The organism is Desulfosporosinus sp. SYSU MS00001, assembly GCF_049943955.1.
Taxonomy (GTDB): domain Bacteria; phylum Bacillota; class Desulfitobacteriia; order Desulfitobacteriales; family Desulfitobacteriaceae; genus Desulfosporosinus.
This window is the reverse complement of sequence record NZ_JBNFTW010000003.1, coordinates 61,144-83,349: the sequence shown is the minus strand read 5'-3', so window position 1 is coordinate 83,349 and position 22,206 is coordinate 61,144. Positions and strand designations below refer to the sequence as shown.

Annotated in this window: 19 protein-coding genes and 2 riboswitches; of the genes, 10 read left to right on the top strand and 9 right to left on the bottom strand. The window is 42.7% G+C overall.

Annotation, left to right across the window (positions count from 1 at the left end; all coding sequences use genetic code 11):
• Positions 1–15: 15 nt before the first annotated feature.
• Positions 16–1,266 (bottom strand): hypothetical protein, encoded by a 1,251-nt coding sequence (locus tag ACPUYX_RS06855; protein WP_426378991.1) that lies wholly within the window; start codon positions 1,264–1,266, stop codon positions 16–18.
• Between the two features lie 806 nt (positions 1,267–2,072).
• On the opposite strand from ACPUYX_RS06855, the gene ACPUYX_RS06850 reads away from it, so the two are divergent.
• The 4 genes from ACPUYX_RS06850 to ACPUYX_RS06835 all read left to right on the top strand — a co-directional run bounded on the left by ACPUYX_RS06850 (position 2,073) and on the right by ACPUYX_RS06835 (position 6,347).
• Complete coding sequence (locus ACPUYX_RS06850; RefSeq protein ID WP_426378990.1) at positions 2,073–2,861, top strand: electron transfer flavoprotein subunit beta/FixA family protein; 789 nt, start codon at positions 2,073–2,075, stop codon at positions 2,859–2,861.
• 13 nt (positions 2,862–2,874) lie between these two features.
• A complete protein-coding gene (locus tag ACPUYX_RS06845) occupies positions 2,875–4,083 on the top strand; it encodes an FAD-binding protein (RefSeq protein ID WP_426378989.1) in 1,209 nt (402 codons plus the stop codon).
• 185 nt (positions 4,084–4,268) lie between these two features.
• Positions 4,269–5,669 (top strand): FAD-binding oxidoreductase, encoded by a 1,401-nt coding sequence (locus ACPUYX_RS06840; protein WP_426378988.1) that lies wholly within the window; start codon positions 4,269–4,271, stop codon positions 5,667–5,669.
• A 303-nt stretch (positions 5,670–5,972) separates the two neighbouring features.
• Entirely contained in the window at positions 5,973–6,347 is a 375-nt protein-coding gene (locus ACPUYX_RS06835) for a response regulator (protein ID WP_426378987.1), read from the top strand.
• An 18-nt stretch (positions 6,348–6,365) separates the two neighbouring features.
• Here the strand turns inward: ACPUYX_RS06835 and ACPUYX_RS06830 are convergent, their stop codons facing one another.
• Entirely contained in the window at positions 6,366–6,545 is a 180-nt protein-coding gene (locus ACPUYX_RS06830) for a hypothetical protein (protein ID WP_426378986.1), read from the bottom strand.
• 258 nt (positions 6,546–6,803) lie between these two features.
• Between ACPUYX_RS06830 and ACPUYX_RS06825 the strand changes: the two genes are divergently transcribed.
• The 4 genes from ACPUYX_RS06825 (at position 6,804) to ACPUYX_RS06810 (ending at position 10,963) form a co-directional block, all read left to right on the top strand.
• Positions 6,804–7,127, top strand: coding sequence for a DUF2680 domain-containing protein (locus tag ACPUYX_RS06825; protein ID WP_426378985.1), 324 nt, complete (start codon positions 6,804–6,806; stop codon positions 7,125–7,127).
• Positions 7,128–7,295: 168 nt separating this feature from the next.
• Positions 7,296–7,790 (top strand): 4Fe-4S dicluster domain-containing protein, encoded by a 495-nt coding sequence (locus ACPUYX_RS06820; protein ID WP_426378984.1) that lies wholly within the window; start codon positions 7,296–7,298, stop codon positions 7,788–7,790.
• 1 nt (position 7,791) lies between these two features.
• On the top strand, positions 7,792–9,699 hold the full coding sequence (gene cooS, locus ACPUYX_RS06815) for an anaerobic carbon-monoxide dehydrogenase catalytic subunit (RefSeq protein WP_426378983.1): 1,908 nt from the start codon (positions 7,792–7,794) through the stop codon (positions 9,697–9,699).
• Between the two features lie 13 nt (positions 9,700–9,712).
• Positions 9,713–10,963: an NAD(P)/FAD-dependent oxidoreductase gene (locus ACPUYX_RS06810; RefSeq protein ID WP_426378982.1), complete on the top strand. Its 1,251-nt coding sequence runs from the start codon at positions 9,713–9,715 to the stop codon at positions 10,961–10,963.
• Between the two features lie 287 nt (positions 10,964–11,250).
• Here the strand turns inward: ACPUYX_RS06810 and ACPUYX_RS06805 are convergent, their stop codons facing one another.
• The 5 genes from ACPUYX_RS06805 to ACPUYX_RS06785 form a co-directional block, all read right to left on the bottom strand.
• Positions 11,251–11,817 carry an NUDIX hydrolase gene (locus ACPUYX_RS06805; protein ID WP_426378981.1) on the bottom strand — a complete coding sequence of 189 codons (567 nt, stop codon included), beginning with the start codon at positions 11,815–11,817 and terminating at the stop codon, positions 11,251–11,253.
• Between the two features lie 399 nt (positions 11,818–12,216).
• A complete protein-coding gene (locus ACPUYX_RS06800) occupies positions 12,217–12,978 on the bottom strand; it encodes an ABC transporter ATP-binding protein (protein WP_426378980.1) in 762 nt (253 codons plus the stop codon).
• A 3-nt stretch (positions 12,979–12,981) separates the two neighbouring features.
• Positions 12,982–14,064, bottom strand: a complete 1,083-nt coding sequence (locus tag ACPUYX_RS06795) for an ABC transporter substrate-binding protein (protein ID WP_426378978.1) — start codon at positions 14,062–14,064, stop codon at positions 12,982–12,984.
• Positions 14,065–14,130: 66 nt separating this feature from the next.
• Entirely contained in the window at positions 14,131–14,913 is a 783-nt protein-coding gene (locus ACPUYX_RS06790) for an ABC transporter permease (RefSeq protein WP_426378977.1), read from the bottom strand.
• A gap of 4 nt (positions 14,914–14,917) precedes the next feature.
• On the bottom strand, positions 14,918–15,211 hold the full coding sequence (locus ACPUYX_RS06785) for a thiamine-binding protein (RefSeq protein ID WP_088228399.1): 294 nt from the start codon (positions 15,209–15,211) through the stop codon (positions 14,918–14,920).
• A 154-nt stretch (positions 15,212–15,365) separates the two neighbouring features.
• Positions 15,366–15,475, bottom strand: a riboswitch (TPP riboswitch).
• A gap of 219 nt (positions 15,476–15,694) precedes the next feature.
• Between ACPUYX_RS06785 and ACPUYX_RS06780 the strand changes: the two genes are divergently transcribed.
• Together ACPUYX_RS06780 and ACPUYX_RS06775 are read left to right on the top strand one after the other, a co-directional pair.
• Complete coding sequence (locus tag ACPUYX_RS06780) at positions 15,695–17,191, top strand: IMP dehydrogenase (RefSeq protein WP_426378976.1); 1,497 nt, start codon at positions 15,695–15,697, stop codon at positions 17,189–17,191.
• A gap of 268 nt (positions 17,192–17,459) precedes the next feature.
• Entirely contained in the window at positions 17,460–19,334 is a 1,875-nt protein-coding gene (locus ACPUYX_RS06775; protein WP_426378975.1) for a hypothetical protein, read from the top strand.
• A gap of 60 nt (positions 19,335–19,394) precedes the next feature.
• On the opposite strand, the gene ACPUYX_RS06770 is transcribed toward ACPUYX_RS06775, so the two are convergent.
• Positions 19,395–20,264 (bottom strand): DMT family transporter, encoded by an 870-nt coding sequence (locus ACPUYX_RS06770; protein WP_426378974.1) that lies wholly within the window; start codon positions 20,262–20,264, stop codon positions 19,395–19,397.
• A gap of 295 nt (positions 20,265–20,559) precedes the next feature.
• The gene (locus tag ACPUYX_RS06765) at positions 20,560–21,924 is read right to left on the bottom strand and encodes a citrate/2-methylcitrate synthase (protein ID WP_426378973.1); all 1,365 of its coding nucleotides are present in this window, start codon (positions 21,922–21,924) and stop codon (positions 20,560–20,562) included.
• A gap of 111 nt (positions 21,925–22,035) precedes the next feature.
• Positions 22,036–22,180: riboswitch (cyclic di-AMP (ydaO/yuaA leader) on the bottom strand.
• Positions 22,181–22,206 lie beyond the last annotated feature (26 nt).

Below are 22,206 nucleotides of genomic sequence, written 5' to 3'. Positions count from 1 at the left end.
TTTAAGGCAAATGGGCTATTCCAAATCCGGGCTGAAGGTGGAATCGAGGATAATGCCGCCCTCAGAGAATGTAGTGCTTTCATTTAGATATATTTTCCCCGAATGTTCGTCGAGGAAGAAAGCCTCATTTATTCCTGCATCTGTTCTAAACCTATATTCTGGAGAATTTTTATCCTTTGACTTCGCGGCATTGAAGCTAAAATCCCGTTTCCTAGTGGCATATTGATCAAAACCTGGTTTATACACCTCGTAATATCGTCCGGTTGCCGATGTTTGATCAATTTGTGTAATCTCAATAATTCGTTCCCCGACTTTAACAAACTTACCGTCTTTCATGATTAGAATGTTGTTTTTAAACTTACCCATAAACTCTTGGGGGTTCGAAATTTCAGGTCCCGAATTTTCATTTTTAACGACATCTTTGACAACTTTCTTCCCACTTAGATCAGGCTTAGTTACTACCGTGGAGTTTACACCGGTCAGTTTCGCCAAAACCTCGATCGTTATGTCATGAACGGTCCCCTTCTCATCCTTCCCGGAGACCACAGCAGACCCCAAAATGCTCTCCATTACACCATCTTTATTAACCTTCGCCGTTCCGTCAACAGTCTTGACAAAAACATCCTTGCTGAGGTGTGGCACATTATCTTGTTGCCCGTCTTGCCCATTAAATCGTTGTTTCATTTCAAAGGACGCAAGTGCATTGATCAATGAAGGAATCTGTACTTCTGTGAGTGAGCCGGAAAGTACTTTGCTTCCGTCCGGGTTCTCCGTAACCACAACATTATCCTTCAGATTTCCGACAATAGCATCCGCTATTTTTTCAGCATCTTCGGCACTATTTTTTTTGAAGGGATCAGAAAACGCCTTGTCTTTACGCACTTGGGTAAATTCCGTAACATAGTAGGTAGGATCATCATTAGTCAACCTAATATTCGTTGTACTATCCGAATAGGTTTGATTACTATATTTATTTCCATTGATGGTTTGTTCGGAATAAATCTCTTCTCTTGCATGCTTACTTCTATCGTACTTCTCGGTTTGATTCATGTTAGCTATTGTTTTCCCATTATCTTTTACATCATAGGATATATCCATTGTGAAGCTGTTTAAATTATCACTGCATTGAGCAGCAGTAACTTTAAGGGTATCTTTCAATTGATCATATCCGCTCTTGGCTGCGATATCGGCCAGGGCCGTCGTGGCAAGCAGCATTGCCCCCAGGGTAAAGCTCAAAACCATGGTCGTTTTCTTGGTTAATTTCATGGACCCAACTCCTTATCCGTTTTCTAGAAGCTTCCGTAACTTTATTTTAGCAGTTTGCCCTTGAATTTCTCTTAACGATTTATTAACAAATTATTAACTGTTCATGCCAATATAAGTAGATATACCAGAAATCCTTTTGGAAAATTATATCATAGGATTTCATTGATTCGCTTGCACTATTACTTAATCAACTGATCCAACTCAATTTTCTTGCATGACTATTATGATTAGAGATATAACAAAAACAGAAAGAGCATCATGTGCTGCAAACTCATCATGCTCCCCGTACAAATATCAACACCATCAACGTTGCAAACGCGATCATCAATAACATCACATGATATTCATCCATTGGCCTCACCTCCTTTCCATCGGAGGCTTGACCGCCCACCCTTTGCCCTATTCATTATACTATTAATATTATACTATTACTTAAGGATATATCATTATAGAGAAACTGTCTTACCTCTAATAAAGGAGCAATGACCGTTTCTTTTTTTGTATAATTCTTCTCTTCTTTCCAAGTCTCAGGATGGTAAATTCAGTCCTTTGTAGCGCAAATTCCCTCAAATTGATTTAAATCTTCCCTTAACGAAGGAATGAATTAATTTAGCTTTTAGTTATAAGAAATATTTCACAAATGCTTGTGAATAAATAGATTTTGAACAAAAATGAATCTTATGCTATATTAAAATTAATCGGTCTGATGGTCTGACCACATACCAAATTTCACAAACTTTTATTTTCCTTCCTTTCATTATCGATCTCTTTTTTAACCATCTTAAATCAACAGGGAGGTTTTACTCATGGAAATTCTCGTATGTATTAAGCAAGTTCCAGGAACCTCGAAAATTGACGTGGACCCAATTACAGGGGTCTTGAAACGCGACGGCGTTGACTCCAAAATGAATCCCTACGATCTATTCGCCCTTGAAACCGCTTTAAGACTTAAAGAACAACATGGTGGAACTATTAAAGTCATTAGCATGGGACCGCCACAGGCTAAAGACGTTATCAGAGAAGCTTATATGATGGGAGTCGACGAAGGGGCTTTGGTTTCAGATCGTAAATTCGCGGGAGCCGATGTCCTGGCAACCTCTTACACAATTTCCCAAGGAGTTCGCCAACTGGGCGACTTTGATCTTATACTTTGCGGCAAGCAGACAACGGATGGAGATACAGCCCAAGTGGGCCCGGAGATGGCAGAGTATTTGGGCGTTCCCCATATAGCCAATGTCTTAAATATTATTGAAGTCAACGATACGTCCATCCTTGTTGAAATGGATATGGCTAATACCATAGAAGTTGCCGAAATTAACTTTCCCTGTCTTTTAACTGTAGAAAAGGATATTTTTCAGCCCAGACTTCCTTCCTATAAGAAAAAACTAAGCACCAAGGACAGGGAAATTAAAATCATTTCTTTTAAAGATTTCGAAGATCAAAATGAACACAGATATGGACTCGCAGGTTCTCCCACCCAAGTAGAACGCATATTTCCTCCGTCCGCTAATACTGACAGACAAACCTGGACAGGCACTCCAGAAGAGTTAAGCTCTCAAATCGTCAATAAACTTAGACAGTTAAAGTTTGTTTAGAGGGGGAAGATTCATGAGTAAATTAATTTGCCATCAAGAAAATCTGGACGAATCCAAAATTCAAGAATTAGTGAAGATTTGCCCCTTTGGAGCTCTTGAAGCTAAAAACGGGACCCTTGAAATCACAGCCGGATGTAAAATGTGTAAGTTATGCGTTAAAAAAGGTCCGCAAGGGGTTATGGAATTCATCGAAGAAGCCGTGCCTTCCGTCGATAAAAGTTTATGGAAGGGTATTGGAGTCTACGTTGATCATATCGAAGGAGACATTCATCCTGTGACCCTGGAATTAATCGGCAAGGCCAGAGAACTTGCCTCTGCCGTCAATTTCCCGGTTTATTGCGTTTTTATCGGCTGTAACATTAAAGATAAAGCTCAAGAATTACTTCATTATGGTGTCGATGAAGTCTTTGTCTATGATTATGAAGAATTAAAACATTTTCGTATTGAACCTTATACCGCAGCCTTTGCAGACTTTATTCAAAAAGTAAAACCATCGTCTTTGCTCGTCGGTGCAACTACCATCGGTCGTTCTCTGGCTCCCAGAGTCGCGGCAAGATTTCGGACCGGATTAACCGCTGATTGCACAACCCTTGAAATGAAGGAAAACACTGACTTGGTGCAGATCAGACCCGCTTTTGGAGGCAACATTATGGCCCAGATCATTTGCCCTAATACAAGACCTCAGATGGCAACGGTGCGCTATAAGGTAATGACTGCTCCGGAAAAGCAATGTGAGCCCAGCGGTAAGATCACGCTTTGTGAATTAGACCCTGCAAAATTAGTGTCTGGAATTAAAGTCTTAAAAGTAACTCGCAAAGAGGTCGAAGAAAATATCTCTGATGCAGAAGTAATTATCGCTGTCGGACGAGCCCTCAAATCCGAAAAAGATTTGACGATGATTGAAGAATTAGCTCAGTTATTAGGCGCCCAAATTGCGGGCACGCGCCCCTTAGTTGAAGCAGGTTGGTTAAATGCCAAACGGCAAATCGGCTTATCCGGACGAACTGTTAAGCCAAAGCTGATCATAACCCTCGGAATTTCGGGTGCTGTCCAGTTCTCTGCCGGCATGAACGGTTCAGACCAAATTTTTGCCATCAATAAAGACCCCCAAGCGTCAATTTTCAATATTGCTCATTATGGAATCATTGGAGATATCTATGAGATTGTTCCTCAACTAATTGAAAATCTGAAAAGCTTTAAGGCCCTGGCTTGCGCGCGTTAAGGAACAGAGCGGATCAACTCAAGAGAGAACTATACAGGCCGTCTCTTCTCGTCCTCCCTGTCTTCAGAGACACTTGGCTAATATACAATGCGTAATGCGTTGCAGTGTGCCGATAAGCTCGTCCGCTTATCAGCATGGACAGAAGCTGTTGTACTTTCGGAAAGTAAAAAAGCGGAGGTATTTTCATGAATAACTATAAAACGCTGAATGCTAATGATAGAGAGTTTTTAGTTTCATTATTAGGTGAAGAACGAGTTTTCACGGGTGAAGCAATTAGTGATGACTTCAGCCATGATGAATTAGGAGGCATTAGTAAACTTCCGGAGGCTTTAGTCAACGTTTTGACCACCGCTGAAGTCTCTGAAATTATGCGCTATGCCTATGATAACAATATTCCTGTTGTAGCACGCGGTTCGGGAACAGGTCTTGTTGGGGCTTCGGTTCCTATCTTCGGAGGTATCATGCTGAATATGTCCGGCATGAACAAGATCCTGGAACTGGATGAAGAAAACTTAACCCTCACCTTAGAACCCGGAGTACTCTTAATGGAAATCAGCAAATATGTCGAAGATCATGATTTGTTTTACCCGCCGGATCCTGGTGAAAAGTCAGCTACCATTGGAGGAAATATTAATACTAATGCCGGCGGCATGAGAGCTGTTAAATACGGCGTAACCAGAGACTATATTCGTGGCCTGGAGATTGTCCTGCCTAACGGCAGCGTTATTAATGTCGGTGGAAAAGTTGTCAAAAACTCATCAGGTTACAGCATAAAAGATTTAATATGTGGATCAGAAGGAACACTCGGCATTGTCACCAAAGCAACCTTGAAATTGATTCCACTGCCGAAAAAAGCGATTTCTCTCTTAATACCCTTTCCTGATCTTGATAAAGCCATTAGTACTGTTCCGAAGATTATTAAGTCCAAAAGTGTTCCTACGGCTATAGAGTTTATGCAGAGGGAAGTTATTCTTGCAGCCGAGGAATTTCTGGGCAAAAAGTTCCCTGACAACTCTTCAGACGCCTATCTCTTGCTGACTTTTGATGGCAATAGCACCGAAGAATTAGAAAAGGACTACGAGAAAGTGGCTGATATTTGTCTCGAGGAAGGTGCTCTGGATGCCTTTATTATTGATACCGACGAGCGAAAAGAAGCTGTCTGGTCTGCCCGGGGTGCATTCCTGGAGGCAGTAAAAGCTTCCACCACTGACATGGACGAATGTGATGTTGTCGTTCCGCGTAATAAAGTTGCTGAGTTTATTAAATACACCCATCTCCTCCAGGAACAATTTAAGGTTAGAATTAGAAGCTTTGGTCATGCCGGTGATGGCAACCTGCACGTCTATGTCTTAAAAGATAACCTTTCTGATGAAGCTTGGCCAAAGAAACTTGCGGAAGTTTTTGACGCAATGTATCGAAAATCTCAGGAACTTCAGGGACTGGTATCTGGAGAACACGGTATTGGCTATGCCAAAAAGCAATATATGTTCGACCAATATGAACCTGAGTATGTAGAGCTGATGAAAAATATCAAATTAGCCTTTGACCCCAAAAACATCCTCAATCCCGGTAAAGTGTGCGAGTAAGATACTACTATGATTAAAAGAGTTGCAGCAAACAACAAAAATTGTTCGCTGCAACTCTTTTTGTTTTCATAGGGATAATTTTCATTATTCCTGAATCTCCGCTTGAGTTAGTCCGATTTAAGTAGTTACATCGCAAACCGAAATATTCGACTCATTTTCAACGATTTATAACTTTTTGTCCCAGTATTTGCCAAAACCATTGTTCAGGTAAATACAAAGCTCAACATCTTTCGCCTGACTCCAGTAGTATACTAGACTTGTTCGATACTACTTGTTCGATAATGACTGAATTGGAGGATTTTCATGGCTAAGATTTTAGTGATTGAAGACAATCCTGCGATCGGGTTGGTTATTCAAATGACTTTAACAGACCAAGGACATCAAGTGGAATTGCGAAAAAATGCCTTAGATGGTTTGACCTTAATGAGAAATGGGACAATTCCAGATTTAATATTAACGGACCTTATAATGAAGGAAATAACCGGAAAAGATTTAGTGAGAATAATAAGGGGGGATCATCTATTACATGATCTCCCCGTGGTAATCGTTACGGGCTGCTTCCCCGATTCTAAAATCTTACCAGATGCTGACGAATTTCAGGGTCTACTGATGAAACCCTTTGATATTAATGACCTGGTAACTATTGTTGCTAATCTTACGTCAACAAGAGCGGCCTAAAGACTATTTGATCTTGCCCTAATGTACGAGAAACGGTCTAACTTCTTCAAGGGCTTTTCTTAATTCCTCAAGAGCATGTTCATCCATTCTTCCAGAATTACGCATTCTTTGAATTAAGTCTTCAGGAGTAATCCCTTGCATTCGCATAGCTGAAACAATCTCTTTTTCGTCTTTCGTTAAATCCTTCCATTCTCGCACAGGAAACACCTCCAAATATTAAAACGGTCGTCGTTTGGAATCTAGTCTTTGAATTGCTGTTTGGTTCTATTCATAGATTTTAAAGTCAGTAATATTATGAAAAAAACCATTTCTCAACTTATGATTTTCTTGAATTTTAAACAATTTAATCCAAACGGCTAATTTTCACAATTTCTTGACATTTTCTTAAAATTATCTCCTCCGAAATTGGGCATTCTAAGCACGTTCCAGTTAAACAACTACAAGGAGGAGTGCAAATTGTTAAGAAAGTTTGCAGTGACTTCATTAACCGTAGCTTTCCTGGCCTTTGGTGCCGGAACTTGTTTAGCTGCTCCGGATCCTGCGAAACTTGATGAGCTTAAAGCCTTAAACCAGCAAATGTTCACGCTGAAAAAGCAAATGGTGGATAAACAATTGGAAGCCGGACTCCTTGATCAGGAGAAAGCAGCCAAAATAAAAACCTTCATTGAAGAGCGTCAAAAGCAGGTTGAAGATGATTTTGCTAAAGGACAATATTCCGGCTTCGGAAAGAAACATGGTCATGGCTTTAGTAAAACAAGCCCTTCTCCAAGTAACAGTTAGTCTTAAGTAACCTTACAGATTATCAACTGGAACAGCCCCTCGGCTTATAAGCTGAGGGGCTTGCTTAATTTATTGGTAACAAAGAATATGGGTTAACTCCTTGAAAAAATGCCATAAAATGTAAACTTCTATCGTAAGATAACTTAGGAGTATTAAGGAGGGATAAATGTGAGACATATTCTTGCCAGAAGCGAACTTTGTCTCGGATGCAAGAGCTGTGAACTGGCCTGCGCAGTTGCCCATTCGACCAGTAAAACCCTGTTTCAGGCACTTGCTGAACCCAAGTTACCTCAAAAAAGAATCTTTGTCGAGTCCAATGGTGAAGAAAATTTTCCCTTGCAATGCCGTCAGTGTTTAGATTCTCCTTGTGTTCATGCCTGTATGAGTGGAGCAATGCGAATTGACTTAAAGACTGAGCTTATACAAGTTGACAGCCAAAAGTGTGTTGGATGTATGATGTGCGTCATGGTCTGTCCCTATGGAGTTATTGCTGAGATTCGATCAACCCGCCAAGTGGCAAAGTGCGACCGCTGCCTTGACTTAGATTATAATCCCGCTTGTATCTCAGCTTGCCCCACAAAAGCTTTGCAATTTGTGGAGGTTCAGGAATTCACTCACAGCGGGAGAAAGGCCTTTCTAGAATTAGTGAAGGGAGTTAATTAAGATGAAGTCATCAAAATCAATCGATCCTGCCGTTATAGAATTGTTGCCCAAAGCCTTTCGAGATGGAGTCGAAACTGTTTGGGATCGTTACGAAGCTCAACAACCTCAGTGCGGCTTTGGAAGTTTAGGAGTTTGCTGCCGGCACTGTGTTCAAGGCCCTTGTCGAATTGATCCCTTTGGCAATGGCCCGAGCAAAGGGATTTGCGGAGCTAGTGCGGAAACCATTGTAACGCGCAATTTGCTGAGACAAGTAGCAGGCGGGGCGGCAGCTCATGTCGACCATGCCTATGAGGCTGTTGAAGCGTTAGAGTTAGCCGCCAAAGGAACGATTAATTACTCCATCACGGATGAAATGAAACTTAAGCAACTTGCCCAAGGTTTAGGCATCGATGTCTCAGATAAAGAAAAACAGAAACTTGCTCTGGAGATCGTTGAAGTTGCTTATAGCGATCTGGCGAACCATGAAAATAAGCCTGTTCAGTGGTTAATGGCTCATGCCCCCAGAGAAAGAATCGAGGTTTGGGAAAATCTTGGGATTCTTCCACGCAACCCGGATCGAGAAATTCGTGAAGCCATGCACCAAACGACTATGGGAATGGATGCCGACCCCGTAAATCTCGTTTTGGCGACAGCTAAACAAGGTCTCGTAGATGGCTATTCCGGTTTAAAACTAGCAACAGACATGCAGGATATTCTATTTGGAACTCCTACACCCGTTATCACTGAAGCTAATTTAGGGGTTCTCAAAGAAGACTTTGTCAATCTTGTTGTCCATGGGCATGTCCCCCTGCTTTCGGAAAAAATCGTTTATTGGTCGAAGAAGCTTCAAGCAGAAGCTATTGCTGCCGGAGCTAAAGGAATTCAAGTCGCGGGAATTTGCTGCTCAGGCAACGAAGTCTTAATGCGCAACGGCATTCCCCTTGCCACGAACTTCTTAGCCCAGGAATTAGCCATTGTTACAGGGGCAGTTGATGCTATGGTCGTCGACGTTCAATGTATTATGCCTTCTTTAGCCCAAGTCGCAGCTTGTTATCATACGGAGATTATTACAACTATGCCGATTGTCAAAATACCTGGAGCGAGCCACATACCCTTTACTTTGGAAAATGCGGATCAGGCTGCTCAAGAAATTGCCCGCAGGGCAATTACAGCTTATAGCCGAAGAATCGAGGAAAAAGTTAAAATTCCGAATCACAAATGTAAAATTATGGCCGGATTTAGCGTGGAGGCAATCATTGGAACATTGAAAAAAATTGATCCCGAGGACCCACTTAAACCCCTCGTAGATAATATTGTTAAGGGCAATATTTTAGGAGTGGTGGGCACAGTGGGCTGCAACAATGTCAAAGTTACTCAAGATCTGATGCATGTAGAACTTGTGAAGGAACTTGTGAAAAATAACGTTTTAGTCGTTGCCACGGGATGTTCTGCCCATGCCCTGGCGAAAGCGGGGCTTATGAATTCCGAGGGAACGGAAAAGTATGCTGGGGAGGGACTAAAGACTGTCCTATCGACCTTAGGCCAAGCTGCCGGTCTTAGTGCTCCCCTTCCACCGGTGCTGCATATGGGAAGCTGCGTTGATAACTCAAGAATCGGGGATTTAGTCACAGCTATTGCCGCCTATCTGAAAACGGATTCTGCCGCATTGCCTGTGGCTGCAAGCGCTCCTGAACTCCAACATGAAAAGGCCCTAAGTATTGGGACTTGGGCCGTAACCTTGGGACTCACAACTCACCTTGGTGTTGTTCCGCCTGTTCTCGGGAGTAAAATGGTAACCGAGTTTCTTACCAAGGACCTCAGTGATGTAATTGGCGGAAAATTCTATGTCGAAACCGATCCACTTAAAGCGGCTGAAGGACTTCTTGAGGATATCCGGGCCAAGCGGAAAAAGCTCGGACTTCCTTGTTAAGGAAGGTAGAAATATGAGGTATATCGTAGTTGGCAACAGCGCTGCTGGCCTGTTTGCTGTCGAAGAAATTCGCAGGCATGACACCCATTCAGAACTCCTCGTTCTCACAGCTGAACAAAAGCCAAGTTATTCCCGCTGCCTTACCACCTATTTTTTAGCAGGTGATATTCCCGCTTCCCGACTTTACTTACGGGATGACAATTTTGCTGAACAATTGAACTTGAACATTATCTATGGAGTCAACATTAACAGGGTTGACCCGGTACGTCAGCTGATTCAGAGCACGGACGGGCGGGAGTGGCGTTATGATAAACTTCTGTTTGCTATGGGATCTTCGGCAAAAAAGCTCACCGTTCCCGGCAAAAATCTTCCGGAAGTTTTTACTCTGCGTACCCTAGAGGATGCGGAAGCCATTAATAAAGTCATAGAACAGGGATCAAAAAAGGCAGTCGTCGTGGGAGGAGGATTAGTCAGTTTAAAATGTGCTTACGCGCTGAGAAAACGGGGACTTGAAGTCATTGTAGTAGTCTCCTCCGGACAAATCCTCTCTCAGATGCTTGACAGCAAAGCTGCCGGTATCATCGAAAATCATTTAAGAGCAAACGGGATTCAATTTCTTTTCAAGACTGAGGTGATAGCTATTTCAGGCAAGGACCATGTGCAGGTTGTCCTGCTCTCACCTCAAACAGAACTTGCCGCTGATCTCGTAATCGTCGGTAAAGGCGTATGTCCTAATATTGGAGAATTACGGCATTGCGGCTTTAATATTGGCAAGGGGATTCAGGTAGATGCTTTTATGGCCACCAACCTGCCCAATATTTATGCAGCCGGCGATATTGCCGAAACCTGGGATATAGTTCGCCAAAAGTTCGCAGTAAACGCTACCTGGCCGAATGCAGCGACTCAAGGTAGAATTGCCGGAGCAAATATGTGCGGAGTCCATAAAGTTTATCCGGGATCATTGAGCCTAAATTCGGTTGACTTTTTCGGCCTCTCAGCCATGTCTGCCGGTATTACTAAGCTTAGTAAAACCATGGGAGGAGATTGGGAAGAAGAACTAGCGCAAAGAATCATTGATGGCAGAACCATCTACCAAAAACTAATTTGGCAGGGGGACACCCTCAAAGGCTTCATCCTCGTTGGTGACACTTCCCAGTGTGGTGTTCTGACAGCTTTAGTCAAATCAGAGCGGCCTTTAACTTGGGCCCAAAAGAAAGTCGCATTGAGGAAACGCGGAGCCTTAGCAGCGGAACTGATAATGTGAACATGCTCCCACTACTGGCTTGTTCACCTCCCTTGTAAGTTTATTATACTAAAACGAAGAGACAATAATTTGTTGAGAAACGCAATTCATTCCCTCCCTAATCGTTGCGACGATTTGAGGAAGAGGACGATTTGCTGACGGGTTAAACATTATCTGCGAGCTCCTTCTTAGGAGCTCGCGGTTCCATTTGAAGATTATAAAAAGGCCTATCAGTTTCATAAAGTGCAGATGTATTAAGAAACTGTTTGCTTCACGAAGCAACAAGCCTTCAATACTTTGTTTACAAATTAAGCGGGAAAATTCGGCAAATCCTTGATTTTAGCTATTAGTTTCGTATAGACCTTATGCATATGAGGTTCGGTACTATAGGTGTTGATTTCAGTTAACGGAATCCATTTAACGCCGCTGTTTTCATCTTCCTTAACCCTAAGCAAATCCTTTTCATCCCCTTCGATTAAGAACGCAACGGATAAATGCAAGTGAGGGGATACATAAAGTCCGCGTTTTATGTGCCCTAAAACAGTTAATATATCCAAGGAAAAAATATCGTTGGAAACTGGACGAATAGTCTTTACGCCCGTCTCTTCCTGCAGTTCTTTTATTGCCACAGCCAATAAATCTTCATCCCCGTCAGCATGGCCTCCTATCCATGACCAGGAGTTATAAATATTATGATGGATCATAAGCACTTTATCTTTGCGACTGTTGACCGTAAAGGCTGAACAGGTAATATGTGCTACTTCATTGTTCCTTGTCAAAATATCTTTAAATACTTCAGCGCAAAATAAGAAGACCTCTTTATCCTTCGCTTCTTGTTCATTATAGGGAGAATATTGTTTTATTAATTCAAGCATGGTCCCCACTCTTTCTTTATAACTTCTAATAACTAATTCTGATAACTAAAACCAGATTAATCTTCCTTGCCAAAAATACCCCTTATTTTTCCTTATCCTAACACAAAGCGGTTTCAATTATATAAACATTGCATTACATCACTTAAAATTGACACAGCGTCGAGACATTCGGCATGGCCAGGGGCTGCCTTCGCTCAGAAGGTTTATTCTTCCTGATAGTAAAAGAGACCGGGATTAAACCCGGTCTTTGGCAACATCTTTTCCAATTTTATCAGAATCAAAGGGAAGGGGAATCTTCTCAGTGTTATCTGGCTTCCGTGACTTGTTGTTCGTTTTTTTAGCCATAGCCAATTTACCCCCTTTAACGTTTCACAAATAGGATTCTCTGATTAATAAATTCTATACATTCCTTTTTCCATTCAACAAATCCAACAAGTGTTTTTTAATATTAATGGCTTCACCGGAAAGGAGAAGGTCCTGCTCACGAGGCCTGGAGAAGGGAACTTGAATCTTATCTAAAATTCGAGCAGGGCTATGACTTAAAACAACAACTTCATCGGACAAAAGAATTGCTTCTTCAATATCATGGGTAATAAAGACAACCGTCGGACGGCTTTGACTCCACACATTAAGAAGCCATTCCTGCATTTCCCGCCGGGTCAAGGCGTCCAGTGCTCCAAAGGGTTCGTCGAGGATCAGAGTGTTCTGTCCAAATAAGAAGGTTCTTAGAAGTGCTCCCCTTTGCCGCATTCCACCGGATAATTGATGCGGGTAATGATCCGCAAACTTACCCAAGCCAAAACGATCGAGCCAGTGACGTGCTGTCTCTCTGGATTTACGTTTATCCTCACGCCGTATGTCGCTGCCTAAGGCGACATTGTTCAACAACGTACGCCAGGGCAATAGTAAATCTTTTTGGGGCATATATCCCACTTGACCCGGGATACCCTTAATGGAGCGACCCTCTAAGAGAATATCACCTTGGGCAGGCATCCCCACTCCGGCGATCAAATTACAAATCGAACTCTTTCCACAACCGGAAGGACCAATCAGAGACACGAATTTTCCCGTTTCTACCTCAAGGTTAATATTTTGCAAAACATCCAGAACAGATCTTCCGCCGTCCTGATAAGACAACGATACGTCTTTAAGTACTAGCATAATCTAAGCCTTGGGCAGGAAGCTATTAGTAAACGCCTTATCTGTGTCGATCATTTTATCCAGTAGTTTGTGATCAAACATCCATTGGGCATAATTGTGCCAAACAGAGGATTTCTGGACACCCCATTGTGAAGCATCAGCCTGATACTGCTGACTAATCCAGGCTTGACTCTTCTTGATAAGCTGCTTATCTTCTTCCGGTGCGTTCTTAATCAGAATGTTAGCCGCATCATCCGGGTTTTTAATAGCATATTGGTATCCTTCACTAACGGCTTGAGTGAAGCGGCGAACAACATCGGGTTTTCCCTGAATCATTTTTTCACTTGTAACTAAAACAGGCGTATAATCGTCAAGTGCCGGATTGATATCTTTCAGCCATATCATATTGAGAGGTGTTCCGGCCAATTCAGCCTGAATCCCTTCCCAACCATAAAAAATCCAGGTCAGATCGATAGAACCTTTTGACATACTGGCAATGGGATCAGCATCTCCAATGTTTATCATTTTGACTTTATTAAAATCTGCATGTTCCTTTTCCATCAAGGCTTTAATGGTTTCTGTCTCCGACGGCAGACCCCAACCGCCGTAAGTCTTGCCTTCAAAATCCTTCGCAGTTTGGATATTCTTACTCTTCAGTGAAGCAAAACCCGATGTGTTATGCTGCAAGATTGTGGCTATAGAAACTAAGGGCAGCCCTTGGACGCGGGCGTCGGTGACTTGTTCCTGGGCGCTTATTCCGAAATCGGCTTTGCCGGTCGCCACTAACTGTTCCACCGTTCCTTGGCTCGAAGGAGGAACGATTTGGACATCCAGGCCCTCCTTGCTAAAATACCCTTTGTCTTTAGCCACATAGAGGCCCGTATGATTTGTATTTGGTGTCCAGTCCAACATAATTGTCACTTTGTCTGGCTGAGCTGCCGGCTTTGTCTGCGCAGATTCTGTTGCTTTCTGCGTGCTTGTGCTGCATCCGGTTAACAAAAGGAGAGCACATAAACTTGCCGCCAGCGTTACACTTAATACTTTTTTAACCTGCTTTATTTTCTTTCGTCCTCCCACAATTTCTGATTTAAACAATGGTTTAATCATAATTCCTACTCCTTTTCCGCGACTTCTTTAAAACCCGGGAATATTACAAGGTTCTACTTGACGATTTTAATCTTCCTTAGTATGTAACCAAGGTAAAGCAAGGTGCCGAATTACCGCGATTAAGACAAAATAAAATAGGCTTAATACTGTAATAGCAACAATTGCGGCAAATACCTGATCCGTTCGAAATGAATGCGACGAACGTGTTAAATATACTCCTAAACCGGAACTAGCTCCAAGCCACTCCCCAATCACTGCTCCCATAACACTATAGGTTGCAGCTATCTTCAATCCTGCGAAAAATGACGGTAAAGCATTGGGCCAGCGAATCATATACAAGATTTGCCAACGTGTTGCTCCCATACTCTTAAGCAGATTAAGCAGGTCATCATCACTGACTTCTAATCCTTCTATTAAACTCACAGCGATTGGGAAAAAACATACTAAGACAACAGTGACAATTTTAGGCAGCAGGCCATATCCCAACCAGAGAATCAAAAGTGGGGCAACCGCAATAAGAGGCACCGTTTGGGACACAATTAACAAGGGGTAAAACAAACGCTTAATTAGAGGCGAAAGTACCATTGCCACCCCTGCCACTAAACCCAAAGCTATTGCCAAAACGAACCCTGTAGTTGTTTCAAAAAGTGTCGTCAACGTATGTGTCCAAAGCAACTCTCTAGTGTTCCAAAAGGCTTTCATAACTGCTATAGGAGAAGGAATCAGCCAGAGAGGCAATTTAAAATAGTAGACAATGATTTGCCAAAGGGCCAAACAGATCAACAAAAATACGATTGTCGGAATACTATCATGCCATTTTCTCTGGAACCGTCCTGATTTCAATGGCATTTCCTTACTTCTCCCGGTATTTTTTGATCTTTTCTTCGATGGTCGTTTTACCAGGATTATAGTCCATCTTAATATACGTCATAACCCTAGAGGCACCAGCTTTTATACAGGCATCCTGTGCCTTTCGTACAATAGCCCACAGTTCATCGGGTTCCCCTTCCATGGTTGTTTCCATCGGTCCAACCTCATAGGTTACACCACTGGCTGCCACAACAGCGATTGCTTCATCGACAACTTCAAAAAGCCGATCGTCTTCAACTTTTGGCAACACCTGAAATGCCATCATAATTTTAGCCACTCCAGACCACTCCTTATAATTAGTATCATTTAGCAATCAGACGGAAACCTTATCGATACAGATTTCCTTCGGCATATCAACTAGATACTTCCCATCCGAAAATTCTGCCCGTTTTCTGGAGAAATTACGAAAACCGCACATGACATGCGCGGTTTACTTTATCTCAACACGTTTCCTCCGCTGGCATTATCCAGATCAGGTTCGGTCGGCAGTAACTCTAACCACCCTCTCAGCCTAATTTCTTAAGCTCCCGTTATATTCAGTTTATGCCTTCCCTTTAGATTAGCACACATGGGGGGATTGCACAAGCATGTTTATTAAAACCTGCTTCAAACACTTTTAACATTTGCTCAACCATCCTCACATCTTGATATGGTAAAATAGATCATGTCTTCAAGGGTTTTAGGATTGACAATACCTAACTCTTCATATAGACTAGTAAAAATTCTTCGTTTGAAACCTTTAAAACAGGGAGTGTTTAAATTGGCTTATTACTATGAAGATGCGTCAAGAACGTTTAGCGAATATTTGCTCGTTCCAAATTTGACAAGGACAGACTGTATTCCCAGTAATGTTAATCTCAAAACACCTTTGGTTAAATTTAAGCGCGGCGAGAAATCCCCTCTGGAGCTAAATATACCCTTTGTATCTGCAATCATGCAATCGGTATCTAACGATAGTTTAGCCATTGCTTTAGCAAGATGCGGGGGACTTTCCTTTATTTATTGTTCACAGTCCATAGAGGAACAAGTCGAAATGATTAAGAAAGTCAAACGATTTAAAGCCGGTTTTGTGGTTAGTGATGCCAACCTTACGCCTGAACATACGCTGAAAGATGTTATACAGCTTAAGAAGAAGACCGGACATTCGACCATAGCCATTACTGAAGACGGCACTTCCTCAACAAGATTAATGGGACTCGTGACAACTAGGGACTATCGGATTAGCCGGGACGTTCTGGATAAAAAAGTTTCCGAGTTTATGACCCCATTATCGAAGCTAATCGTAGGCCAAGAGGGAATTAGTCTCAGTGAGGCCAATGATATTATATGGGAGCACAAACTGAACAACTTGCCCATTATTGATAAAAATCAAAACCTCCTCTATTTTGTATTCCGGAAAGATTACGACGATCATAAGGAAAATCCTTATGAATTATTGGACTCGGAAAAACGCTTTGTCGTTGGGGCCGGAATTAATACGAGAGATTATGAAGCAAGGGTCCCCGAATTAGTGAAAGCCGGCGCCGATATTCTGTGTGTTGATTCCTCCGACGGGTTTACCGAGTGGCAGGGGAGAACCATTTCCTATATTAAGAATAAATATCAGGGAAGCGTCAAGGTTGGCGGCGGCAATGTCGTTGACCGTGAGGGATTTATGTATTTAGTAAACTCCGGAGCTGACTTCGTTAAAATTGGAATCGGTGGAGGCTCTATTTGCATTACCCGAGAACAAAAAGGCATCGGGAGAGGCCAGGCCACTGCGGTTATTGAAGTCGCTAAAGCACGTGATGACTATTATAAAGAAACAGGGATATATGTCCCCATATGTTCTGACGGCGGAATTGTTCACGATTATCATATTGTCCTGGCCTTAGCCATGGGCGCAGACTTTGTCATGATGGGAAGATATTTTGCCCGTTTTGACGAAAGCCCCACAAAGAAGGTCAAACTCGGCAACAATTATGTCAAAGAATATTGGGGTGAAGGCTCTAATCGAGCCCGCAATTGGGAAAGGTATGACTTAGGGGAAGGGGATAAACTCCATTTCGAAGAGGGCGTTGACAGTTATGTCCCTTATGCGGGCAGATTACAAGATAATTTAGAGGGAACTTTAAGCAAAATCAAATCAACAATGTGCAGCTGCGGAGCAATCAGCATTGAGGAATTACAGCGAACAGCCCGTATGTCGTTAGTTTCTTCTACAAGTATTATTGAAGGCGGCGCCCACGATGTAATCCTAAAAGAGAATAATTATTAAGATTTTAGGCAACTTATAAAAAATACTACAAAGCAAAAGACTGGGGTGACTCGGTCTTTTGCTTTGTTTTTTTACGGCCCATCAATTATTGTAAAGTGTTAATATATAGAAAATTATCGGCTTAAGTATTAACGAAAATTGAACTCGTACAATACAATAGAACAAGGATTGTAAAATGGATATGCTTTGAATTTAAGCTATTGGATCTGATAGTGATAAGGAACTTATTTTATTATTATCAATAAATTAAAGGTAAGGAGACGAAGCTATGGCTTCATTAACTACCGGATTGATTGAAAACACACCGGTCTCCGGTGGAAGACCCACCTCAACTTTCACTGTAAAAATAACCAATGATGATACAATTTCTGCTAACATTGAAATATTAGGTTTTTTCGTGATAGGAACTATGAAAACACTGTATGTGCAGGAGTTGTTTGCTTTGGCACCGGCGGGGGTTGCAACTAGAGATTATACTGCGCCGTTTGATGAATTTGAATTTCAATTTATAACTAGCTCTGATGCTATAGAAATCTCTGCTTGGGGAAAAGATGCTGCTGGGGATTTGGTTGCAGCCCATCGCGTGCTACCAGCTGAACTTAATCCAATAGGTTCTGTTGAAATAACAGGAACCACAGGGGCAACTGGAGCAACTGGAGCAACAGGAGCAACAGGAGCCACCGGGGCCATAGGAGCAACGGGTGAAACCGGTGCAACAGGAGCTACCGGGGCCACCGGGGCAACAGGAGCTACCGGGGCCACCGGGGCCATAGGAGCAACGGGTGAAACTGGTGCAACAGGAGCTACCGGAGCTACCGGAGCTACCGGAGCTACCGGAGCTACCGGGGCCATAGGAGCAACGGGTGAAACTGGTGCAACAGGAGCTACCGGAGCTACCGGAGCTACCGGGGCCATAGGAGCAACGGGCGAAACTGGTGCAACAGGAGCTACCGGAGCTACCGGGGCTACCGGGGCTACCGGGGCTACCGGGGCTACCGGGGCTACCGGGGCTACCGGGGCTACCGGGGCTACCGGGGCTACCGGGGCTACCGGGGCTACCGGGGCCATAGGAGCAACGGGTGAAACTGGTGCAACAGGAGCTACCGGGGCTACCGGAGCCACCGGGGCCATAGGAGCAACGGGTGAAACTGGTGCAACAGGAGCTACCGGGGCTACCGGGGCTACCGGAGCCACCGGGGCCATAGGAGCAACGGGTGAAACTGGTGCAACAGGAGCTACCGGAGCAACGACTCCGGTTTCCGTAAACCGAATTTATGTTTCCAATTACAACGATAATACTGCCTCGGTCATTGATGGAAATACCAACACGGTTATGACCACTATTCCGGTAGGTATTAATCCATACGGTATTGGGGTGAACCCGACAACAAACCGAATTTACGTTGCTAATATTGGTGATAGTGATGTTTCGGCTATTGATGGAAGTACCAACACCGTTATAGCTACCGTTCCAGTAGGCGCTAACCCATTGGGCGTTGCTGTAGTTCTCTCAACAAACGAGATTTACGTGACTAACAATACTGATAATACTGTTTCGGTCATTGATGGAACTGCCAATACTGTCATAGTTACCGTCTCAGTAGGTACAGGTCCGACTTTCGTGGACGCAAATTCGACAACAAACCGAATTTACGTTTCTAATTCCGGGGATAATACCGTTTCGGTGATTGATGGAATGACCAATACCGTTATGGTTACAATTCCAGTAGGTACTAGCCCCTTCGGTATCAGTGTGAATCCGACAACAAACCGAATTTACGTGGCAAATGACAGTGATAATACTGTTTCGGTCATTGATGGATTTTCCAACACTGTCTTTGCGACCATTCCGGTAGGTACTTCTCCATTGGGTGTCGCGGTAAACAATTTAACAGACACGATATATGTGGCGAACCTCGGAAGCAACAACGTCTCGGTTATTAACGGTAACACAAATACAGTCTTAACCACCATCCCCGTGGGTACTTCGCCATTGGATGTCAGGACAGACCCTTTAACGAATGGGATTTACGTTTCAAATGCTGGTAGTAACAATGTCTCAGTTATTAGTGGGAATACCAACACTGTTGTTAGCACTATTCCAGTTGGGAGTTCACCACATGGTATTGGAGTAAATCCTTAACTTGATTGAGGAAATTAGGGGTTAGCAAAAGGGGCCCTTCGACAAAGGGCCCCTTTTGCTTTAGCTTTGCGACCTGATATCCAACCTCTCACTTAAAAAGGTAGAACCTAGGATCAAAACACCACCAATGATTTGCATAGGACTCATTTTTTCTCCCAGAAAGACAGCCGAGATGATCACTGCCGTGATTGGGTCAATATAGCTTAATGCGGCGATAGTCTGTCCTTTTAATTCTTTGATCGCCGTGAAATATAAGAAATAAGCAATTCCTGTATGAAGAATACCCAGAATAAGGATGAAAACTATTGAGTGTGAGGTTAACCCAGAGAAATCTACTGTATCACCCAAAATAATATAGGGCAGGAGCACCAAGCTTGATACCATCAATTGCACAAGGGTAGTTTCAAACCCTGTTAGGTTTTTAATAAATTTATTCATGATGATGACGCTCGCGTAGAGTACTGCTGCTGAAAGGCCATATGCTATGCCGAGAAAATGATTACTCCCGCTGCCTGTATCGCCGCCTCCCAGGTTAACTAGAAACAATCCGGCCATGGCAAGAATAATGCATCCAACCTTAGTGAACGTTAATCGTTCCTTAAGGAGAAAGGGAGCCATTATCATGACAAATATTGGAGCAAAATAATAACTTAAAGTTACCTTGGATATGGTCGTGTATTTATAGGCTTGAAACAAGAAAATCCAATTACATCCGATGGCGGCACCCGATAAGACTAAAAGTAACCCATTTTGTTTAATCGCCTTAAAGGATGGCCTTTGTTTAACAAGAATACTTGCCAAAATCAAAAAAGCGCTGCCTATGATTCCTCTAAGAAAGGCGATTTCACTGGAAGGCAAAGCAATATTGCGAACAAAGACACCGATGCTGCCAAATATCAACATGGTAGTCAGGATTCTTAATTTTCCCATCAACGTTCCACCCCGTCTTATCTCTTTATGTCAGGTTGCTGAATCTATACAATTCTCTCTTTTTCGGCGAATACCTTTTTCTTCTCGTTCTATCCAAACGAAAGACTCCCACTTCTACAAGTGGGAATGGTTCCCATACCTTGCCTCTCGTTTACTTACTCTTAATAACTTTTCCAAGACTCAAAACCGTTACATAAAAAAGGCACCGGTTATTACACCGCTGCCAAAGCCCTTGCCTTATGATTAATGCATATTTAGTTCTGTATAAATGAGAATAACTTCTATATTAAAGGGACTAATTTCTCTCAATCAAATCAAGGTACTTTTGTTTTCGCGCCACACTTTTATAAGCCGGCCGGATAATTTTCCCGGCATTAACAATTTCCTCAATACGATGGGCACTCCAGCCTGCGATTCGAGCAATAGCAAACATAGGTGTATACATTTCAACAGGAATATTGAGCATTTTATATACGAATCCGGAGTAAAAATCGATATTGGCACTGACTGTTTTATACATCCTATTAAACTTAGCGATTACTTGAGGAGCTAACCTTTCTACTGATGTGTAGAGTTTAAATTCATCATCCAGTCCTTTTTCCTGGGCCAGTTTAGCTGCATAATCTTTAAGAATAACAGCTCTCGGATCTGAAATGGAGTAAACGGCGTGGCCTATCCCATAGATCAAGCCGGACCGGTCAAAGGCATCTTTTGTCAAAATCCGAGTTAGATATTGCTCAATTTCTTCATCATCATTCCAATCCTTGAGTTGATTCTTGATATCTTCAAACATCTTGATTACTTTAATATTAGCTCCGCCATGACGCGGCCCTTTGAGAGCACCTATAGCTGCCGACATCGCCGAATAGGTATCTGTGCCGGTAGAAGTCACGACATGAGTAACAAAGGTCGAATTATTTCCCCCGCCATGTTCAGCATGCAGCACCAGAGCGAGATCCAGGAGCGCAGCTTCAAGTCTGGTGTACTTGCTGTCCGGTCTCAGCATTGTCAGAATGTTCTCTGCTGTGCTTAACTCCGGACGCGGACTGTGAATAAAGAGACTTTGATTGCTGTGGTAATGGGATAAGGCTTGATAAGCATACACCGCTAAGGATGGAAAACAGGCTATTAGCAGCAAGCATTGTTTTAAAACATTGCTGATGGAAGGATCGTCGGGGTTATCGTCAAAAGAATATAAGGCAAGAACGCTTCTCGCAAGAGCATTCATAATGTCTTTACTGGGTGCCTTCATAATAAAATCGCGGGCAAAATCTTCCGGCAGCTTCTGATAACCAGCCAGAATCCGTTTGAAATCCTCTAGACCTTTCTGGTCAGGAAGATGGCCAAAAAGCAATAAAAAGGCAGTCTCTTCGAAGCCAAATCGGCCGTCTCGTGTGAATCCATTGACCATATCGGAAATATCATAGCCACGATAAAGTAATCGGCCTGGAACTTGTATAATTTCACCTTCGTCCAGGATATATGAGTGTACTTCACCAATTTCGGTTAAACCGACGAGGACACCTCTTCCGTCAAGATCCCTAAGCCCTCGTTTAACTTGGTATTTGCTGTATAATTCAGGATTTATGAAACTGTTCTTTTCGGCAGCCTTGCTCAAAGTAACAAGCGTTTTCCCTTCGGTCAGTTCGTAATTTAACATCTATAATATCCTCCCTCAAATAAAATAAAACCCCAAGACGCAGTGTCTGGGGTCAGCTAAGTCGAAAAAGCAAAAGAATAATAAGGCAGGGCAATAAGAGCCTAACCTATCGTTCTTTCCTTTCAACGCTTACGAAGTTAGCTGACGGATTCGGGTCGAAAGTAACCCTACCTCTTACAGGAAAAAATTCCTTTGGAGGATTCACCCCAGATTAATGGTTCCCCCGCTTCTAAAAAGAATTAAGCGATTTAGGATATTTAGATAATCTTGAAAGATTATCAT

Coding starts and splice junctions, on each gene's coding strand:
- ACPUYX_RS06855 (WP_426378991.1), bottom strand. CDS start 1,266: ATGAAATTAACCAAGAAAACGACCATGGTTTTGAGCTTTACCCTGGGG.
- ACPUYX_RS06850 (WP_426378990.1), top strand. CDS start 2,073: ATGGAAATTCTCGTATGTATTAAGCAAGTTCCAGGAACCTCGAAAATT.
- ACPUYX_RS06845 (WP_426378989.1), top strand. CDS start 2,875: ATGAGTAAATTAATTTGCCATCAAGAAAATCTGGACGAATCCAAAATT.
- ACPUYX_RS06840 (WP_426378988.1), top strand. CDS start 4,269: ATGAATAACTATAAAACGCTGAATGCTAATGATAGAGAGTTTTTAGTT.
- ACPUYX_RS06835 (WP_426378987.1), top strand. CDS start 5,973: ATGGCTAAGATTTTAGTGATTGAAGACAATCCTGCGATCGGGTTGGTT.
- cooS (WP_426378983.1), top strand. CDS start 7,792: ATGAAGTCATCAAAATCAATCGATCCTGCCGTTATAGAATTGTTGCCC.
- ACPUYX_RS06810 (WP_426378982.1), top strand. CDS start 9,713: ATGAGGTATATCGTAGTTGGCAACAGCGCTGCTGGCCTGTTTGCTGTC.
- ACPUYX_RS06805 (WP_426378981.1), bottom strand. CDS start 11,817: ATGCTTGAATTAATAAAACAATATTCTCCCTATAATGAACAAGAAGCG.
- ACPUYX_RS06800 (WP_426378980.1), bottom strand. CDS start 12,978: ATGCTAGTACTTAAAGACGTATCGTTGTCTTATCAGGACGGCGGAAGA.
- ACPUYX_RS06795 (WP_426378978.1), bottom strand. CDS start 14,064: ATGATTAAACCATTGTTTAAATCAGAAATTGTGGGAGGACGAAAGAAA.
- ACPUYX_RS06790 (WP_426378977.1), bottom strand. CDS start 14,913: ATGCCATTGAAATCAGGACGGTTCCAGAGAAAATGGCATGATAGTATT.
- ACPUYX_RS06775 (WP_426378975.1), top strand. CDS start 17,460: ATGGCTTCATTAACTACCGGATTGATTGAAAACACACCGGTCTCCGGT.
- ACPUYX_RS06770 (WP_426378974.1), bottom strand. CDS start 20,264: ATGGGAAAATTAAGAATCCTGACTACCATGTTGATATTTGGCAGCATC.
- ACPUYX_RS06765 (WP_426378973.1), bottom strand. CDS start 21,924: ATGTTAAATTACGAACTGACCGAAGGGAAAACGCTTGTTACTTTGAGC.